This window comes from Ectopseudomonas alcaliphila, from assembly GCF_900101755.1.
Lineage (GTDB): Bacteria > Pseudomonadota > Gammaproteobacteria > Pseudomonadales > Pseudomonadaceae > Aquipseudomonas > Aquipseudomonas alcaliphila.
The window spans coordinates 274,538-292,765 of the sequence record NZ_FNAE01000005.1 but is presented as its reverse complement, the minus strand read 5'-3'; the positions used below and the strand labels follow the sequence as shown (position 1 = coordinate 292,765).

18 protein-coding genes are annotated in these 18,228 nt (G+C 63.1%); 14 read left to right on the top strand and 4 right to left on the bottom strand.

Going from position 1 to position 18,228, the window contains the following annotated elements; translation table 11 throughout:
- The first annotated feature begins 169 nt into the window (after positions 1-169).
- The 5 genes from BLR77_RS17520 (at position 170) to BLR77_RS17500 (ending at position 4,923) form a co-directional block, all read left to right on the top strand.
- Positions 170-1,561, top strand: coding sequence for an FAD-binding oxidoreductase (locus tag BLR77_RS17520; RefSeq protein ID WP_074680160.1), 1,392 nt, complete (start codon positions 170-172; stop codon positions 1,559-1,561).
- Between the two features lie 125 nt (positions 1,562-1,686).
- Complete coding sequence (locus BLR77_RS17515; RefSeq protein ID WP_074680156.1) at positions 1,687-2,352, top strand: fumarylacetoacetate hydrolase family protein; 666 nt, start codon at positions 1,687-1,689, stop codon at positions 2,350-2,352.
- Between the two features lie 221 nt (positions 2,353-2,573).
- Positions 2,574-3,491, top strand: coding sequence for an SdiA-regulated domain-containing protein (locus tag BLR77_RS17510; protein WP_074680154.1), 918 nt, complete (start codon positions 2,574-2,576; stop codon positions 3,489-3,491).
- A 101-nt stretch (positions 3,492-3,592) separates the two neighbouring features.
- Complete coding sequence (locus tag BLR77_RS17505; protein ID WP_074680151.1) at positions 3,593-3,940, top strand: NirD/YgiW/YdeI family stress tolerance protein; 348 nt, start codon at positions 3,593-3,595, stop codon at positions 3,938-3,940.
- A 71-nt stretch (positions 3,941-4,011) separates the two neighbouring features.
- Positions 4,012-4,923, top strand: coding sequence for an SdiA-regulated domain-containing protein (locus BLR77_RS17500; protein WP_074680148.1), 912 nt, complete (start codon positions 4,012-4,014; stop codon positions 4,921-4,923).
- A 9-nt stretch (positions 4,924-4,932) separates the two neighbouring features.
- Here the strand turns inward: BLR77_RS17500 and cadR are convergent, their stop codons facing one another.
- Positions 4,933-5,385, bottom strand: coding sequence for a Cd(II)/Pb(II)-responsive transcriptional regulator (cadR, locus tag BLR77_RS17495; protein ID WP_074680145.1), 453 nt, complete (start codon positions 5,383-5,385; stop codon positions 4,933-4,935).
- A gap of 79 nt (positions 5,386-5,464) precedes the next feature.
- Here cadR and BLR77_RS17490 point away from each other — a divergent pair, with 79 nt between their 5' ends.
- The gene (locus tag BLR77_RS17490; RefSeq protein ID WP_074680142.1) at positions 5,465-7,684 is read left to right on the top strand and encodes a heavy metal translocating P-type ATPase; all 2,220 of its coding nucleotides are present in this window, start codon (positions 5,465-5,467) and stop codon (positions 7,682-7,684) included.
- 11 nt (positions 7,685-7,695) lie between these two features.
- Positions 7,696-8,031 carry a DUF3703 domain-containing protein gene (locus BLR77_RS17485; protein WP_074680139.1) on the top strand — a complete coding sequence of 112 codons (336 nt, stop codon included), beginning with the start codon at positions 7,696-7,698 and terminating at the stop codon, positions 8,029-8,031.
- Between the two features lie 102 nt (positions 8,032-8,133).
- Here BLR77_RS17485 and rpiA read toward each other — a convergent pair whose 3' ends face one another.
- Positions 8,134-8,805, bottom strand: a complete 672-nt coding sequence (gene rpiA / locus BLR77_RS17480) for a ribose-5-phosphate isomerase RpiA (protein ID WP_074680136.1) — start codon at positions 8,803-8,805, stop codon at positions 8,134-8,136.
- A gap of 191 nt (positions 8,806-8,996) precedes the next feature.
- Here rpiA and ilvA point away from each other — a divergent pair, with 191 nt between their 5' ends.
- Positions 8,997-10,511 carry a threonine ammonia-lyase, biosynthetic gene (ilvA, locus tag BLR77_RS17475; protein ID WP_139203020.1) on the top strand — a complete coding sequence of 505 codons (1,515 nt, stop codon included), beginning with the start codon at positions 8,997-8,999 and terminating at the stop codon, positions 10,509-10,511.
- 98 nt (positions 10,512-10,609) lie between these two features.
- Positions 10,610-11,050: a DUF2269 family protein gene (locus BLR77_RS17470; RefSeq protein WP_074680131.1), complete on the top strand. Its 441-nt coding sequence runs from the start codon at positions 10,610-10,612 to the stop codon at positions 11,048-11,050.
- A 247-nt stretch (positions 11,051-11,297) separates the two neighbouring features.
- Here the strand turns inward: BLR77_RS17470 and BLR77_RS17465 are convergent, their stop codons facing one another.
- On the bottom strand, positions 11,298-11,951 hold the full coding sequence (locus tag BLR77_RS17465; RefSeq protein ID WP_074680128.1) for a histidinol-phosphatase: 654 nt from the start codon (positions 11,949-11,951) through the stop codon (positions 11,298-11,300).
- 145 nt (positions 11,952-12,096) lie between these two features.
- Here BLR77_RS17465 and BLR77_RS17460 point away from each other — a divergent pair, with 145 nt between their 5' ends.
- Together BLR77_RS17460 and ptsP are read left to right on the top strand one after the other, a co-directional pair.
- Positions 12,097-12,576 carry an RNA pyrophosphohydrolase gene (locus BLR77_RS17460; protein ID WP_074680125.1) on the top strand — a complete coding sequence of 160 codons (480 nt, stop codon included), beginning with the start codon at positions 12,097-12,099 and terminating at the stop codon, positions 12,574-12,576.
- 18 nt (positions 12,577-12,594) lie between these two features.
- Complete coding sequence (gene ptsP / locus BLR77_RS17455; protein ID WP_074680122.1) at positions 12,595-14,874, top strand: phosphoenolpyruvate--protein phosphotransferase; 2,280 nt, start codon at positions 12,595-12,597, stop codon at positions 14,872-14,874.
- Positions 14,875-14,934: 60 nt separating this feature from the next.
- On the opposite strand, the gene BLR77_RS17450 is transcribed toward ptsP, so the two are convergent.
- Positions 14,935-15,678, bottom strand: a complete 744-nt coding sequence (locus BLR77_RS17450; protein WP_074680119.1) for an NRDE family protein — start codon at positions 15,676-15,678, stop codon at positions 14,935-14,937.
- Between the two features lie 128 nt (positions 15,679-15,806).
- Here BLR77_RS17450 and BLR77_RS17445 point away from each other — a divergent pair, with 128 nt between their 5' ends.
- From BLR77_RS17445 to BLR77_RS17435, 3 genes are read left to right on the top strand one after another with little or no spacing between them, the layout of a single operon-like run.
- A complete protein-coding gene (locus tag BLR77_RS17445; RefSeq protein ID WP_074680272.1) occupies positions 15,807-16,589 on the top strand; it encodes a sulfite exporter TauE/SafE family protein in 783 nt (260 codons plus the stop codon).
- A gap of 10 nt (positions 16,590-16,599) precedes the next feature.
- Positions 16,600-17,403 (top strand): prolipoprotein diacylglyceryl transferase, encoded by an 804-nt coding sequence (gene lgt, locus BLR77_RS17440; protein ID WP_074680116.1) that lies wholly within the window; start codon positions 16,600-16,602, stop codon positions 17,401-17,403.
- Positions 17,400-18,194, top strand: a complete 795-nt coding sequence (locus BLR77_RS17435; protein ID WP_074680114.1) for a thymidylate synthase — start codon at positions 17,400-17,402, stop codon at positions 18,192-18,194. Before lgt ends, BLR77_RS17435 begins: the two co-directional genes overlap by 4 nt.
- Positions 18,195-18,228: the final 34 nt, after the last annotated feature.

Below are 18,228 nucleotides of genomic sequence, written 5' to 3'. Positions count from 1 at the left end.
TGTCCCAGGGATGTTTGCAGGGAAGGGCCGAGAAACTCAGCCAGCGCCCGTAGATCGCTGCATGGCTCGATTCACGGGGTGCGTATGCTAGCATGTTCGCCTTTTTCAATGCTCGGTTGCGACCTGAATGGTTCTCAGGGCGACCATGAATCCTTTGAGAGTTCTGTAGATGACCACCCCTGCCCAGATCGAAGAGCTGAAGACCCTGGTTGAACCCGGCAAGGTACTGACCGACGCCGATTCCCTCGAGGCCTATGGCAAGGACTGGACCAAGCATTTCGCCCCGGCGCCTTCGGCCATCGTCTTCCCCAAGAGCATCGAGCAGGTGCAGGCCATCGTGCGTTGGGCCAACGCGCACAAGATCGCCCTGGTGCCGTCTGGCGGCCGTACCGGCCTCTCGGCTGCTGCCGTGGCGGCCAATGGCGAAGTGGTGGTGGCGTTCGACTATATGAACCAGATTCTCTCGTTCAACGAGTACGACCGTGCCGCGGTGTGCCAGCCGGGCGTGGTGACCAAGCAACTGCAGCTGTTCGCCGAAGAGAAGGGCCTCTATTACCCAGTGGACTTCGCCTCCTCGGGTTCCAGCCAGATTGGCGGCAATATCGGCACCAACGCCGGCGGGATCAAAGTGATTCGCTACGGCATGACCCGCAATTGGGTAGCCGGTCTGAAAGTCGTGACCGGTACCGGCGAATTGCTGGAGCTGAACAAGGACCTGATCAAGAACGCCACCGGTTACGACCTGCGCCAGCTGTTCATCGGTGCCGAAGGTACGCTGGGCTTCGTGGTCGAGGCGACCATGCGTCTGGACCGTGCGCCGAAGAACCTCACCGCGATGGTGCTCGGCACCGCTGATTTCGACTCGATCATGCCGGTGCTGCACGCCTTCCAGAGCAAACTCGACCTGACTGCCTTCGAGTTCTTCTCCGACAAGGCTCTGGCCAAGGTACTTGCCCGTGGCGACGTGCCGGCGCCGTTCGAAAGCGAATGTCCGTTCTATGCCCTGCTGGAGTTCGAAGCCAGCACCGAGGAAGTGGCCAACCAGGCGCTGGAAACCTTCGAGTACTGCGTCGAGCAGGGTTGGGTGGTCGACGGCGTGATGAGCCAGAGCGAGCAACAGCTGCAGAACCTGTGGAAGCTGCGCGAATACATCTCCGAGACCATCAGCCACTGGACGCCGTACAAGAACGACATCTCCGTCACGGTCAGCCAGGTGCCGGCCTTCCTCAAGGACATCGACGCCATCGTCGAAGCCAACTACCCGGATTTCGAGGTGGTGTGGTTCGGCCATATCGGTGACGGCAACCTGCACCTGAATATCTTGAAGCCCGAGAACCTGAGCAAGGACGAGTTCTTCGCCAAGTGCGCGGTGGTCAACCAGTGGGTGTTCGAGACCGTGCAGAAGTACAACGGCTCGATCAGCGCCGAGCACGGCGTCGGTATGACCAAGCGTGATTACCTGCACTACAGCCGCAGCGAGGCGGAGATCGCCTGCATGAAAGCGGTCAAGGCGGTGTTCGATCCAAACGGCATCATGAACCCCGGCAAGATCTTCGCCTGACGAAAAACGCCCATCCGACCGATGGGCGTTTTCGTATGCGGTGCACGATGGCGCCGCCTCGTTTAAGGTACGACGTCCGGCCACAAGCCGAGCTATCTACAATACGAACAACACAGGAGTCGGTGATGAGCTATCAGCACCAGTATGTCGACGGAACCACCGTCCACTTCCCCCTCGGCAAGGTCGTTTGCATCGGCCGCAACTACGCCGAGCATGCCAAGGAACTGAATAACCCGGTGCCCAGCGAACCCTTGCTGTTCATCAAACCGGGTTCCTGTGTGGTGCCGCTCGATAGTGGCTTTGCCATTCCCGAAGACCGTGGCTCGGTGCATTACGAGGCGGAGATCGCCGTGCTGATCGGCAAGCCGCTGTCGAAGAAACCGGACGCTGAGGAAGTGCGTGATGCCATCAGCGGCTTCGCCCCGGCCCTGGATCTGACCCTGCGCGACGTGCAGGCCAGGCTCAAGGAGAAGGGCTATCCCTGGGAAATCGCCAAGAGCTTCGACGGTGCCTGTGTGCTGGCGCCTTTCGTGCCTGGCGATGCCATCGAGGATCTGGCCGATATCGGCATTCGCCTGGTGATCAATGGCGAAATCCGTCAGGACGGCAACAGCCGCGACATGCTCAACCCCATCGTCGCGATGATCCAGCACATGGCCGGGCACTTCGCCTTGCAGCCTGGCGACGTGATCCTCACGGGTACGCCGGTCGGAGTTGGCGCGCTGAACAAGGGCGACGAGCTGGTGCTGGAGTTGGTCGGTCATAGTAGTTTCACCAGCCGCGTGTTATAGAACTGCCCACGATCCAGCTGCGCGTCGGCCCTGCGGCGTTAAAAACAGGCTCGGAATGCTCATGTACAAAAGTACACTCCGCGTCCTCGCCTGTTTTTGCCTTGCATGGCTCTAGCTCGCAAGATCGTGCGCAGGTTCTATACCAATCGCCGCCTTCCAGGCGGCGGAACTCTTCCAGACATCGGATGTCGGATTGCCATCAAGCAGCCGAGCCGTCGCCGATGCCCTCCCTTCGTTCCCGCCTTTCTCGCCCCCGTTACTGGTTGTTCGGCATAGCCGTGCTGGTCGTGGCAACGGTAGTAAAAACTCAGCATTGGGATGATCGCGCCCTGCTCTGGTGGCAGGAGGGGCATACGCCGTTGGTGGAGCGGTTGTCCAGCGTCTGGCTGCCTGGCTACCGTGCGGTGATTCAGGCCAAGGCGTTGTCTGGTCTGGAACAAGATGAAACCTCGGGGCTTACCTACAACCCGGTAACCGGCACCCTCTTTACGGTGACCGGCAAGAACCCTCTGCTGGTGGAACTCTCGCGTGAGGGTGAGGTGTTGCGGCGTATCCAGTTGAAGGGCTTTGCTGACCCGGAAGCGGTGGAGATGATGGACAACGGGCGCATGGCCATTGTCGATGAGCGTCGGCGTCAGCTCACCACCTTTACCCTGCGTGACGACGACCTGGAGTTGGATGCGGCCGATTTCCCCGGCTTCGACCTGGGCTTTGCCGAAGCGGGTAACAAGGGCTTCGAAGCCGTTGCCTGGGATGCGCGCAGCAGCAGCCTGATGTTGGGCAAGGAGCGCAGCCCGATGGGCCTGTTCAGCCTGCCTTTTCCTGGCGAAGACGGTGCTGCTGGCGTGATGCAGCCCTTCCACTACGGCAATCTGGGCATGCGCGATATTTCTTCGCTGAGTATCGATGCGCGCACCGGTCACGCGCTGGTGCTGTCCGACGAGTCGCGCATGCTGCTGGAGATCGACCGCGACGGCCAGCCGGTCAGCTTTCTCAGCCTTACCGGTGGTTTGAATGGTCTGGATCAGGGCATCAAGCAGGCTGAGGGTGTGGCCATGGACGAGGACGGCAACATCTATATCGTCGCCGAGCCCAATCTTTTTTACGTCTTCAGCAAGCCGCAACCGGATGCCAGTTGAGTGGGGTGACGGATTCAGTTTGGCTTAAGCCGCGATTCAGTCTGGCTTCAGCTAGCGGCACTAATCTGAACCCGTCACTTACGAACAACGAGGTTCTCACCATGAAACGTACCGCTCTCGCTCTGATGGTTCTGCCGCTGCTCAGCACTGCCGCTTTCGCTACTGGCTACACCGGCCCGGGCGCTACCCCGCAGGTCACCACCGTGGCTGCTGCACTGGAAGCTGCCGATGACACCCATGTCGTTCTGGAAGGTCAGATCGTCAAGCGCCTGCAGGACGAACTCTACGAGTTCAAGGACGCTACCGGCACCATCCAGGTGGAAATCGATGACGAAGACTGGCCGGGCCAGACCGTCTCGGAAACCGCCAAGGTGCGCCTGACCGGTGAAGTCGACAAGGACTTCAACAGCCGCGAGATCGATGTCGATCGTGTCGAACTGATCAACTGATCGCGATATTCCGCCCGCCCGCCACGTCAAGCCCGTGGCGGGCTTTTTCGTGGTAGTCAGAGAAAATCATCATGCGTCGTCTGCTCTCCATCAACCCCTGGCTCTATCTGCTGTTGTTCGTGTTGTTGAGTGGAGCCGTGCTGGGTCAGCAGTATCGGCTGTTCGAACGTGCCTGGTTCTCCGTGCAGGAGTGGCAGCATGGTGCGCAGTGGCGCCAACAGTCGCTGTGGCTGGGCGACTATCGCGTGGTGATCGAGGCCAAGCCGATTGCCGATATCAGCGATGTATCGGCGCTGACCTACGATCCCGATCGGCGCAGCCTGTTCAGTGTCACCAACAAGCCGGCCAAGGTGATCGAGCTGAGCCTGGATGGCGAGCTGCTGCGCACCATCGATCTTGAAGGTTTCGGTGATCCCGAGGCCATCGAATACGTAGCGCCTGGTACCTATGTGATCGCCGATGAACGCGAACAACGCCTGGTCAAGGTGCGCATCGACGATGGCAGTCGCGTGCTCGACGCGGCCGACTTCCAGCAGCTTTCCCTGGGCATCGGCCGCAATGGCAACAAGGGTTTCGAAGGCCTGGCCTACGATGCCAAGAACCAGCGCCTGCTGGTGGCCAAGGAGCGCGACCCGGTGCGCATCTTCGAGGTGCTCGGCTTCCCCCATGTCGATGAAAGCAAGCCACTGGCGTTGCAGGTCAATACGGACCCCAAGCGTGACGCGCGACTGTTCGTGCGCGACCTTTCCAGCCTGGACTTCGACGCCGCGACCGGCCACCTGTTGGCGCTGTCGGACGAGTCGCGCCTGGTGATCGAGCTGAATGCCGAAGGCAGGCCGATCAGCACCCTGTCGCTGCTACGTGGTCAGCATGGTCTGCAGCGCAGCGTGCCGCAGGCCGAGGGTGTGGCGACGGATGATGACGGCAACCTGTACCTGATCAGCGAGCCGAACTTGTTTTACGTCTTCCGCAAGGCGCCGTAACTGCCGACTTCAGTGCGAGTGGCTCTTGCCGACATGGGTGTGGCCATCGTCCGGTAGCGGTTGCACCCCGCCGCTGACGTTGAGCTGGCGCAGGATGCCGCAGTCTTCAGCCTCCTGTGGACCATTGCAGCGGTCGCGCAACTCGGTGAGTTGGTCGCGCAGCGCCTGCAGGCTGTCGATGCGTGCCTGAACGTGCTCGATATGTTCGTCCACCAGGCTGTTGATACCGGCGCAGCTCTCGTGGGGCAGGTCGCGCAGAGCCAGCAGTCGCTGGATCTCTTCCAGGGTCATGTCCAGCGTGCGGCAATTGCGGATGAACACCAGGCGTTCCAGGTGCGGTGCGCCGTACAGGCGGTAGTTGCCTTCGCTGCGCGCGGGTGCCGGCAGCAGGCCTTCGCGTTCGTAGTAGCGGACGGTCTCTACCTGACAGCCGGCCTTTTTCGCCAATTCTCCGATTTTCATGGGATCGCTCCGTGGGTGCTTGACCCTATAGTGACTACAGGGTGTGTACTCGGCAACAGATACCCGACGGAGATTTGCCATGAGCCGCTGCTGCGATCACTCGCACCAACAGCCACCTGCTCACCCTGAGCATGCCCACGATCACGCTGGACACAATCGCGAGGCCGCGCCGCAGCCAGCGGACGCCGTGCTGGCGGGGGTGTGCAGTACCCGCATCCGCATCGAGCAGATGGATTGCCCCACCGAAGAGCGCCTGCTTCGCGACGCGCTGGGGCGCCTGCCTGGCGTGGCCGGCCTGCATTTCAATCTGCTGCAGCGCGTGCTGACCGTGAGCCATGACGAAGGCGTGCTGGCGCAGGTGCTGCCGGCCATACGCGCATTGGGCTTTACCCCGCAGGTCGAAGATGATCGTTCTGCGCAGAAGCCAGTTGCTGCACCCGCGACAAAGCCCTGGTGGCCGCTGGTGCTGGCAGGTGTCCTGGCTACAGCTTCGGAAGTCGTGCATTTCGCCGGGCTCGGCCCGGACTTGTTGGTGGCGCTGCTGGCTATCGCCGCCATCGGCCTGTGTGGACTGAGCACCTACAAGAAGGGCTGGATCGCCCTGAAGAACCGCAACCTCAATATCAATGCCCTGATGAGCATCGCCGTGACCGGCGCAGTGCTGATCGGCCAGTGGCCGGAAGCGGCGATGGTGATGGTGCTGTTCACCCTGGCCGAGCTGATCGAGGCGCGCTCGCTGGATCGGGCTCGCAACGCCATACGCGGGCTGATGGATCTGGCGCCGCCACGCGCCACCGTGCAGCAGGCTGATGGCAGTTGGCAGGAGGTCGACGTGCAGGCTATCAGTCTGGGCGCGGTGGTGCGCGTGCGTCCTGGTGAACGCATCAGCCTCGATGGTGAGGTGGTCGGCGGCGCGTCGACGGTCAACCAGGCGCCGATCACCGGCGAAAGCCTGCCGGTGGAAAAGCGGACGGGTGATGCGGTTTTCGCCGGTACCATCAATGAGGCGGGCTCGCTGGAGTTTCGCGTGACGGCGGCCGCGCGTGATACCACGCTGGCGCGCATCATCCATGCGGTGGAGGAGGCGCAGGGCTCGCGCGCGCCGACTCAGCGCTTCGTCGACCGGTTCTCGCGCATCTACACCCCGGCAGTATTCGCCTTCGCTCTGGCGGTCGCCGTATTTCCACCACTGCTGATGGGCGGCGCTTGGCTCGACTGGGTCTACCGCGCCCTGGTACTGCTGGTGGTGGCCTGTCCCTGTGCGCTGGTGATCTCTACGCCGGTGACCATCGTCAGCGGTCTGGCGGCCGCTGCACGCAAGGGCATTCTGATCAAGGGCGGCGTCTATCTGGAGAACGGCCGGCACCTGGCCCTGCTGGCGCTGGACAAGACCGGCACCCTGACCCATGGCAAGCCGGTACAGACCGACAGCCTCCAACTGCTGGACGTGGATGAGCCGATGCACGCCGCCTGGGCTGCGAGCCTGGCTGCGCGTTCGGATCATCCGGTTTCCAGGGCATTGGCCCTGCATGCCGAGGAACAAGGTCTGGCGTTGCTCGATGTGGCGGACTTCGAAGCGTTGCCTGGGCGCGGCACCAGGGGGACGGTTGACGGCAAGCTGCTTTATATAGGCAACCACCGCATGGTCGAGGAGCTTGGGCTGTGCTCCACGCCGTTGGAAGAGCGCCTGCAGGCGCTGGAGCGCCAGGGCAAGAGCGTGGTGGTGCTGTGCGACGAGCAGCGTGCGCTGATGCTCTTCGCCGTGGCCGACACGGTGCGCCAGAGCAGCCGCGAGGCGGTCGCCGAACTGCACGGACTGGGTGTGCGCACCTGCATGCTGACGGGCGACAACGCCCACACCGCAGCGGCCATCGCCGAACAGGTCGGTGTCGATGAGGCGCATGGCGATCTGTTGCCGGCGGACAAGCTGGCCTGGGTCGAGGCGCGTCAGTTGCAGGGTAAGGTGGTCGGGATGGTCGGCGATGGCATCAACGATGCGCCGGCACTGGCCAAGGCCGAGATCGGCTTCGCCATGGGCGCCGCCGGCACCGACACGGCCATCGAGACGGCGGATGTCGCGCTGATGGATGACGATCTGCGCAAGATCCCGACATTCGTTCGTCTGTCCCGCCAGACCCACGCCATTCTCGTGCAGAACATCGTGCTGGCGCTGGGCATCAAGGCGGTATTTCTGGGCATGACCCTGGCGGGCGAGGCGACCATGTGGATGGCCGTGTTCGCCGACATGGGCGTGAGCCTGATGGTGGTGTTCAACGGTCTGCGCTTGTTGCGCAAATGAGGGGCGCTGGCATGCAGGTGGAACTACGCAAGGCTATCGACGAGGCTTTCGTTCAGGCGCAAGAAGAACTGCGCGCACACCGTAGCGACAAAGCGCTGGTCTGGCTGGAGCGCGCGCACGTCCTTACTCAGCGTCGCCCGTGGCTGCATGCGCGTTCGCACTGGTTGATGCTGCGGGCCGGCTGGCAACAAGGGGATGCGCGTGAGGTGCTGGGACAAGTGCCACGTATCCTGGCGGCGCTGCTGTTCTCGCGTATCTGGGTGCCCGTCGGCAATACCGGGCGGGCGCGGGTTAGTGCTTTTCAACCCATGTCGATAAGCGAGGAGCTGCGCCGTTTGCTTGAGTAGACGGCGCATTGACATGTTTCGTAGCCCGGATGCAATCCGGGAAAGTCCAGTGCGTCTGCCCCGGATTTCATCCGGGCTACGATTGAAGCGACTGCTGGCTTCTCAGCGCTTGAGCGTTTTCACGCCTTCGGCGGTGCCGAGCAGCAGCAGATCGGCCGGGCGGGCGGCGAACAGGCCATTGGTGACTACGCCGACGATAGCGTTGATATCCGCCTCCAGCTTTACCGGATCGGTGATCGACAGGTTGTGCACGTCGAGGATGACGTTGCCGTTGTCGGTCAGCACGCCTTCGCGATAGACCGGGTCGCCGCCCAGTCTCACCAGCTCGCGGGCGACGTGGCTGCGGGCCATGGGGATGACTTCCACCGGCAGCGGGAAGGCGCCCAGCACCGGTACCAGCTTGCTGGCATCGGCGATGCAGATGAAGGTCTTGGCCACGGCCGCGACGATCTTCTCGCGGGTCAGCGCCGCGCCGCCGCCCTTGATCAGGTGCAGACGCTCGTCGCTCTCGTCGGCGCCGTCGACGTAGAACTCCAGTTCGGCGGTGCTGTTGAGGTCGTAGACCGGGATGCCATGACCCTTCAGGCGCGCGGCGGTGGCTTCGGAGCTGGCGACGGCGCCATCGAAGTCCATCTTGTGCTTGGCCAGCGCGTCGATGAAGAAGTTGGCGGTGGAGCCGGTGCCGACGCCGACGATGCTCTTGCTGTCGAGGCGCGGGAGAATGTGGTCGACGGCGGCCTGGGCCACGGCCTGTTTCAGCTGATCCTGGTTCATCGCGGGGGAATGCCTGGGAAGGTGGGAGGACAAGGCGCGAATTATAGCCGCAAGTGACTTGCTATAGCCGTAAATGGCTTGCTGACGGGGCGTATATGCCCCTAAAAGCCGTGCGTTTCGTATGGTCGCCCGGCGCAGCGCTGGGGTAGACTCGGCAGTCCTCTCAAAGCCTGAACGCCTGCGAAATCGCCATGCTCGAACAGTACGTGAAGAAGATCCTCACCTCGCGCGTCTACGACGTCGCGGTGGAAACCCCGCTGCAACCCGCCCGTCAGCTCAGTGAGCGGCTGGGCAGCCAGATTCTGCTCAAGCGCGAGGATCTGCAGCCGGTGTACTCGTTCAAGATTCGCGGCGCCTACAACAAGCTGGCGCAACTGTCCGCCGAAGAGCTGGCGCGCGGTGTGGTCACCGCCTCGGCCGGCAACCACGCGCAGGGCTTGGCCCTGGCTGCCAAGCATATGGGCGTAAAGGCGACCATCGTCATGCCGCGCACCACGCCGGAGCTGAAGGTGCAGGGCGTGCGCTCGCGGGGCGGCAAGGTGGTGCTGCACGGCGACGCTTTCCCCGAGGCGTTGGCGCATTCGCTGAAGCTGGTGGAGGAGAAGGGCTATACCTACATTCACCCGTACGACGATCCACTGGTGATCGCCGGCCAGGGCACCGTGGCCATGGAGGTGCTGCGCCAGCACCAGGGCCATATCGATGCCATCTTCGTACCGGTCGGTGGCGGTGGCCTGATCGCCGGCATCGCGGCCTACGTGAAATACCTGCGCCCGGAAATCAAGGTGATCGGGGTCGAGCCGGACGATTCCAACTGCCTGCAGGCCGCCATGGCCGCCGGTTCTCGCGTGGTACTGCCGACGGTCGGGCTGTTCGCCGACGGCGTGGCGGTGGCGCAGATCGGCCAGCACACTTTCGATATCTGCAAGGATCACGTCGATGAAGTGATCACCGTCAGTACCGATGAGATCTGCGCGGCGATCAAGGACATCTACGACGATACCCGTTCGATCACCGAGCCGGCCGGTGCGCTGGCTGTGGCCGGGATCAAGAAGTACGTCGAGCGTCAGGGCGCTAACGGTGAAGTGCTGGTGGGCATCGATTCCGGCGCCAACGTCAATTTCGACCGCCTGCGTCACGTTGCCGAGCGCGCCGAGCTGGGCGAGAAGCGCGAGGCGATCATCGCCGTGACCATTCCCGAGCAGCCCGGCAGCTTCAAGGCCTTCTGCGAGGCGGTGGGCAAGCGCCAGATCACCGAATTCAACTACCGCTATCACACCGATCGCGAAGCGCACATCTTCGTCGGCGTGCAGACCCATCCGGAGAACGACCCGCGCCAGGCGCTGGTCGAGGGGCTGCGGGCGCAGGGCTTCCCGGTGCTGGACCTGACCGACAACGAGCTGGCCAAGCTGCACATCCGCCACATGGTCGGCGGTCATGCCGCCGGTGTCGGTGACGAGATGGTGCTGCGTTTCGAGTTTCCCGAGCGTCCGGGCGCGCTGTTCAACTTCCTGCAGAAGCTGGGTGGGCGCTGGAACATCTCGATGTTCCACTACCGCAATCACGGGGCCGCCGATGGCCGCGTACTGGCGGCGCTGCAGGTGCCGGCAGACGAGCGTCATCTGGTGCCGGCGGCGTTGGACGCCATCGGTTACCCCTACTGGGATGAGAGCGAAAATCCCGCTTATCGCCTGTTTCTGGGCTGAAAGCTGCCTTCGAACCGTAGGGCGGGTGCAACCCGCCAACAGCGCGCTGGCGGGTTACACCCGCCCTACGTAATCGCCTGATAACCAAGGAAGCCTCGATGGAACATTATCTGCTGGTTCGTATTCTCCACAGCGCCCCTGGCGTGTTGCTGCTGCTCGGCCTGATCGCCCACGGCGTCATGCTGTTCAAGGCGCAGCGCGGTGGTGATGCCGCCGTGCTGGCGCGCAAGCTGCGCGTGACCCTGTTGTTCAGCTTCCCGACGTTCGCCGTGCTGTCGCTGAGCCTGCCAGTTACCGGCTACTGGCTGGTGGACACCGCCGGCTGGCCGCTGGGGCAGACCTGGCTGCTGCTGGGCAGCATTCTCTATGCGGTGATGATGCTGCTCGGCTTGCTCTTGGCTGGTCGCTTGGCGGTATGGCGTGCGCTGTGTGATACACCAGCGCCGACATCGCTCAAGCGCCTGTGCCTGATCTATGCCGGGCTGATTCTGCTGCTATTGATCGCCATCATGGCGCTCATGGGCGCCAAGCCGGCCTGACTCTGATTTCCCGGATTGCATCCGGGCTACGGGCTAAGATTCCGCGCGGCCTTGTTGCTTGCTGTAGGAGCGGCTTCAGCCGCGATTGCCTGGTTATCAAGCTTCGCGGCTGAAGCGAATGCCGCCCAGCCGCTCCTGCAGAATCGCAGGGCGTACCGGCAGCGATTTGTCTGTAGGGTGCGCCGTGCGCACCGGCTGTTAATGACGGGGTTTGCGGTGCGCACGGCGCCCCCTACTTCATCGCGATTCAGCGCAACGAAATCACCGGCCAGCCGCGCTCGAGCGCGGTGGCGCGCAGTACGTCGTCCGGGTCGACCGCCACCGGGTTGGCCACGGCTTCCAGCAGCGGCAGGTCATTGCGCGAGTCGCTGTAGAAGTAGGCACCATCCAGGTTGTGCCCGGTCTGTGCCAGCCACTCGTTCAGCCGGGTCACCTTGCCGCCCTGGTAGCACGGCGTGCCGGTGATCTGCCCGGTGTAGCGACCCTCCTGCATGCCGCACTCGGTGGCGATCAGCGTTTCCACGCCCAGGCGCTCGGCGATGGGCGCGGTGACGAAACGGTTGGTGGCGGTGATGATCACCAGTTTGTCGCCAGCGGCGCGGTGCTCGGCCAGCAGTGCTTCGCCCTTGGCCAGGATGATCGGCTCGATCACCTCTGCCATGAACTCGCGGTGCCACTGCGCCAGCTGCGCCATTTCGCTGCGACCAAGAATGGCCTGGCTGAAGTTCTGGTAGGCCACCACGTCCAGTTTGCCGGCGCAGTAATCGGCATAGAAAGCGTCGTTGCGCGCCAGGTACTCGGCCGCGTCGACCAGGCCTCGCTGGCAGACGAATTCGCCCCAGCTGTGGTCGCTGTCGCCGGCCAGCAGGGTGTTGTCGAGATCGAAAAGGGCCAAGCGCACGGTACTGTACCTGTTCTGCAAAAGGGGGGAGGGGCGCCAGAATAGCCGCTTTGGTGGGGCTTTCAAACTGTGCCTAAACCCGCGTTGCTGCTGTTGTGGGCTTTGTGGAACAATGCCGGAACTTGCGTGTACGAGGTTGCTTGCCGTGATCGATTCTGATGGTTTCCGCCCGAATGTCGGCATCATCCTGACCAATGATGTCGGCCAGGTGCTCTGGGCCCGGCGTATCAACCAGGATGCGTGGCAGTTTCCCCAGGGCGGCATCAATGATCGTGAATCGCCGGAAGAGGCGCTTTACCGTGAACTGAATGAAGAGGTCGGGCTCGAAGAGCGGGATGTGAAGATCCTCGCCTGCACCCGCGGCTGGTTGCGTTATCGTCTGCCGCAGCGCCTGGTGCGCACGCATAGCCAGCCGCTGTGCATCGGGCAGAAACAGAAGTGGTTTCTGCTACGTCTGACCGGGGCTGAAGACCGGGTGCGCATGGACCTGACCGGCAAGCCCGAATTCGATGGCTGGCGCTGGGTCAGCTACTGGTACCCGCTGGGCCAGGTGGTCACATTCAAGCGCGAGGTTTACCGCCGCGCGCTCAAGGAACTTGCCCCGCGTCTTATAGTGCGCGACTGATACGGACCCCTATCGAGCATGCTCAATACGCTGCGCAAGATCGTCCAGGAAGTAAACGCCGCCAAGGATCTCAAGGCGGCGCTGTCGATCATCGTGCAGCGGGTCAAGGAAGCGATGGGCAGCCAGGTCTGCTCGGTCTACCTGCTCGATGCGGAAACCAACCGTTTCGTGTTGATGGCCACCGACGGCCTCAACAAGCGCTCCATCGGCAAGGTCAGCATGGCCCCCAGCGAAGGCCTGGTGGGTCTGGTCGGTAGCCGCGAAGAGCCGCTGAACCTCGAAGACGCTGCCAGCCACCCCCGTTACCGCTATTTCGCCGAGACCGGCGAGGAGCGTTACGCCTCTTTCCTCGGGGCGCCGATCATCCACCACCGTCGGGTGATGGGCGTTCTGGTCGTGCAGCAGAAGGAGCGCCGCCAGTTTGACGAGGGCGAGGAAGCCTTCCTGGTCACCATGAGCGCGCAGCTCGCCGGCGTTATCGCCCATGCCGAGGCGACCGGCTCGATTCGCGGTCTGGGGCGCCAGGGCAAGGGCGTGCAGGAGGCCAAGTTCGTCGGCGTGCCGGGTGCGCCGGGGGCAGCGGTCGGCACCGCTGTGGTGGTGCTGCCCCCGGCTGATCTGAATGTGGTTCCAGACCGCAGCGTCGATGACATTGCTGCAGAGCTGGAGTTGTTCGACAAGGCGCTCGGCTGGGTGCGCGAGGACATGCAGGAGCTGTCCGAGAAGCTCGCCACTCAGCTGCGCAAGGAAGAGCGCGCGCTGTTCGACGTCTACCTGATGATGCTCGAGGACGCCGCACTGGGTAACGAGGTGCGCAAGGTCATCCGTACCGGCCAGTGGGCGCAAGGTGCTCTGCGCCAGGTGGTGCTCGATCACGTCAATCGTTTCGAGCTGATGGATGACGCCTACCTGCGCGAGCGCGCCTCCGATGTGCGCGACCTCGGTCGACGTCTGCTCGCCTACCTGCAGGAAGAACGCAAGACCACGCTGGTCTACCCGGATAACAGCATCCTGGTCAGCGAGGAGCTGTCGCCGGCGATGCTCGGCGAAGTGCCGGAAGGCAAGCTGGTCGGTCTGATCTCGGTGACCGGCTCGGGCAACTCTCACGTGGCGATTTTCGCCCGTGCCATGGGCATTCCCACGGTCATGGGTGTGGTCGATCTGCCGTATTCGAAGATCGACGGCATCAAGCTGATCGTCGATGGCTACCATGGTGAAGTCTTCACCAACCCCAGCGACCTGCTGAGCAAGCAGTATGCGGAGGTGGTCGAGGAGGAGCGCCAGCTCACCGAAGGGCTCGATGCCCTGCGTGCACTGCCCTGCGAGACGCTTGACGGCCACCGCATGCCGCTGTGGGTCAACACTGGCCTGCTCGCCGATGTGGCCCGCGCTCAGCAGCGCGGCGCCGAAGGCGTCGGCCTGTACCGCACCGAAGTGCCGTTCATGATCAATGAGCGCTTCCCCAGCGAGAAGGAGCAGCTCGCCACCTATCGCGAGCAGTTGCAGGCCTTCCACCCGCTGCCGGTGACCATGCGCACCCTGGATATCGGCGGCGACAAGTCGCTGTCCTACTTCCCGATCAAGGAAGAGAATCCCTTCCTGGGTTGGCGCGGTATCCGCGTGACCCTCGACCACCCGGAAATTTTCCTGGTGCAGACCCGCGCCATGCTCAAGGCCAGTGAAGGGTTGAATAATCTGCGCATCCTGTTGCCGATGATTTCCGGCACGCAGGAGCTGGAAGAGGCGCTGCACCTGATTCACCGTGCCTGGGGCGAGGTGCGTGACGAAGGCACGGACGTGCCGTTGCCGCCGATCGGCGTGATGATCGAGATTCCGGCGGCGGTTTATCAGACCCGCGAACTGGCGCGTCAGGTGGATTTCCTCTCGGTCGGCTCCAACGACCTGACCCAATACCTGCTGGCAGTCGACCGCAACAACCCGCGCGTGGCGGATCTCTACGACTTCCTCCACCCGGCTGTGCTGCAGGCGCTGCAAAAAGTGGTCAACGACGCGCACCTCGAAGGCAAGCCGGTGAGCATCTGCGGTGAGATGGCCGGTGACCCGGCGGCGGCGGTGCTGCTGCTGGCAATGGGCTTCGACTCGCTGTCGATGAACGCCACCAACCTGCCCAAGGTGAAATGGCTGCTGCGCCAGGTCACCCAGAGCAAGGCCAAGGAACTGCTGGGCCAGGTGATGACCATGGACAACCCGCACCTGATCTACAGCACCCTGCACCTGGCGCTGCGCAACCTGGGTCTCGGTCGGGTGATCAACCCGGCGTCCAATATCCAGGCCTGATTCGCTCCCACTTCCGGGGATCTATCCCCATCATTGGCGTTACCTCGGATTGCATCCGGGCTACCCGCGTAACGCGACCTCGCCGAGCACGACGCCTTGCGGGCCGAAGCTGCGCTCGGTGATATTCCAACTGCCATCTCTGCCAAGCTTCAGCACCGTGCTGGCGCGGGTGCCATAGGTAGCAGTGGTAATGAAAATACTCGACAGTACGCGTTCCGTCGCCAGCCCTACGCCGGTGTCCGGCAACAGATGATCGGCCGGCTGGCTACTGTCGCTCAGCAGTTCCAGTAGCGCTTCATCCTCGCTCTCGACCCTATCGCTCAGGGCATTTCTGGCACGCAGCAGCTTCGGCCAGGGCGTGTCGAGGCTGGCGTTGGACATGCCATAAATGCCGCTCTGCAGCTGCCGAGGTCGTCCTTCCTGGGAGTTGAAATGCCAGAGCTGATGGCGGTCGCCCAACAGCAGGTTGAAGCCGGCATGCTCTGTGGCTTCGCGCATGATCCTGTCGAGATAGACCGGCGCCGAGTCCTGGCCCAGCAGGTAGTTGGCCGTCAGCGCACCGCGTGAGCGCGGGCCGGCTTTTTGCTGCGGGTCACGGATGTTGGTGAGTGCGGCGAAGCGGCCTTGCGCGGTGACGCCGAGCCAGGTGCCTCCAGCTTGCAGGTCGCGGCCGGCGAATACGCCAGGCGCATCCGGCCATTCACTCAGTGCTGCGCTGGGGCGCGCATAGAACTCGTCGCGATTGGCCGCCAGGCGCAGCACCGTCGGGCTTTCCGGCTGCCAGGCGAAGACGATCAGGCACATGCGCATTCCTCCAATGACGGAGTCTGGCAGGCTAGCGAGCTGAGCCGCAGGCGGCAACCGTTCCGTCGATCCGTGTGCCGTTGAGGAGGCATTTCCGCTACCATGCCGCTTTGTTTTTGGGGGTGCCGATGGAACTGCTGCTCTACCTGGTGCTGGGCTCGGCTGCCGGTGTGCTGGCTGGTCTGTTCGGCGTGGGTGGCGGCCTGATCATCGTGCCGGTACTGGTGTTGAGCTTCACTTCCCAGGGTATGGCAACGGAGATCCTCACCCATCTGGCAGTGGGCACTTCCCTGGCTACCATCGTCTTCACCTCGATCAATTCGTTGCTCGAGCACCATCGCAAGGGTGCGGTGCGTTGGCCGCTGTTTCGTTGGCTGACTCTCGGTATCCTGCTCGGTGCCGCGCTGGGGGCGATGACGGCGGCGCTGATTCAGGGGCCGTTGCTGCAGAAGATCATCGGCACTTTCGCCATCGTCGTTGCCGCGCAGATGGCGCTGGACCTGAAACCCAAGGCCAGCCGTGGTGTCCCAGGCAAGCCGACGCTGACGGTGGCTGGTGGTGTGATCGGCTGGGCTTCGGCGATCTTCGGGATTGGCGGTGGTTCGCTGACCGTACCCTTTCTGGTCTGGCGCAGCGTGCCGATCCAGCAGGCGGTGGCAACCTCGGCGGCCTGTGGTTTGCCGATCGCCATCGCCGGTGCGCTGAGTTTCATGTTTACCGGCTGGGGGAATCCGAATCTGCCGCAATGGAGCGTCGGCTTCGTGTATCTCCCGGCATTGCTGGGCATCGCGCTGACCAGCATGTTCTTTGCCCGTTTTGGTGCGCGCCTGGCCCATCGGTTGTCGCCACTGTTGCTCAAGCGTCTGTTCGCCCTGCTGCTGTTCAGCGTGGGCCTGAGTTTTTTCATTTAAGGAGTCCTGGATGCTGCCTTATCCGCAGATCGACCCGGTGGCCATCGCCCTCGGTCCCCTGAAAATCCATTGGTACGGCCTGATGTACCTGATCGGTATCGGTGGCGCCTGGTGGCTGGCTTCGCGCCGACTGGCGCGTTTCGATGCGACCTGGAACAAGGAAAAGCTGTCCGACCTGGTGTTCTGGGTGGCCATGGGGGTGATTCTCGGTGGGCGCCTGGGCTACGTATTTTTCTATGACTTTGCCGCCTACATCGCTGAACCGGCGAAGATCCTGCGGGTATGGGAGGGCGGCATGTCGTTCCATGGCGGTTTGATCGGGGTGATGCTGGCGACCTGGTGGTTCGGCAAGCGCAACGGCAAGAGCTTCTTTGAGCTGATGGACTTTATCGCGCCTCTTGTTCCGATTGGGCTGGGGGCGGGCCGCATCGGCAACTTCATCAATGCCGAGCTGTGGGGCAAGGCCACCGATGTGCCTTGGGCGATGGTCTTCCCCACCGACCCTGAGCAACTGGCGCGCCATCCGTCGCAGCTGTATCAGTTCGCCCTGGAGGGCGTGGCGCTGTTCACCATCCTCTGGTTCTATTCGCGCAAACCGCGTCCGACCATGGCGGTTTCCGGCATGTTCGCCGTGTGCTACGGCATCTTCCGCTTCATTGTCGAATTCGTCCGCGTGCCGGACGCCCAGCTCGGCTACCTGGCCTGGGGCTGGCTGACCATGGGGCAGGTCCTCTGCATACCGATGATTCTCGCCGGCCTGGGCCTGATCGCCCATGCCTACAAACGCCAGGCTGCCCAGGGAGTCGCACAATGAAACAGTACCTCGACCTGATGCGCCACGTGCGCGAGCACGGCACCTTCAAGGAAGACCGTACCGGTACCGGCACCTACAGCGTGTTTGGCTACCAGATGCGCTTCGACCTGGCCGACGGTTTCCCTATCGTCACCACCAAGAAGTGTCACCTGCGCTCGATCATCCACGAGCTGCTGTGGTTCCTGCAGGGCGACACCAACATCAAGTACCTCAAGGACAATGGCGTCAGCATCTGGGACGAGTGGGCCGACGAGAACGGCAACCTTGGCCCGGTCTACGGCTACCAGTGGCGCAGCTGGCCGGCGCCCAACGGCGAATCCATCGACCAGATCGCCAAGCTGATCGACATGATCAAGAAGAACCCGGACTCGCGCCGCCTGATCGTCTCGGCCTGGAACCCGGCGCTGGTCGAGCAGATGGCGCTACCGCCCTGCCACGCGCTGTTCCAGTTCTACGTGGCCGACGGCAAGCTCAGCTGCCAGCTCTATCAGCGCTCGGCGGACATCTTCCTTGGCGTGCCTTTCAATATCGCCAGCTACGCGCTGCTGACCCTGATGGTGGCGCAGGTGTGCGACCTGCAGCCGGGCGAGTTCATCTGGACCGGCGGCGACTGTCATCTGTACGCCAACCATCTCGAGCAGACCGACCTGCAGCTGAGCCGCCAGCCGCTGCCGCTGCCGACCATGAAGCTCAACCCCGAGGTGAAGTATCTGCTGGCCTTCAAATTCGAGGACTTCGAACTGGTCGGCTACGAAGCGCACCCGCATATCAAGGCGCCGGTGGCGGTGTGAGACCGGGCGAGTGCGAGCGGTCGTAAGCTGGGCT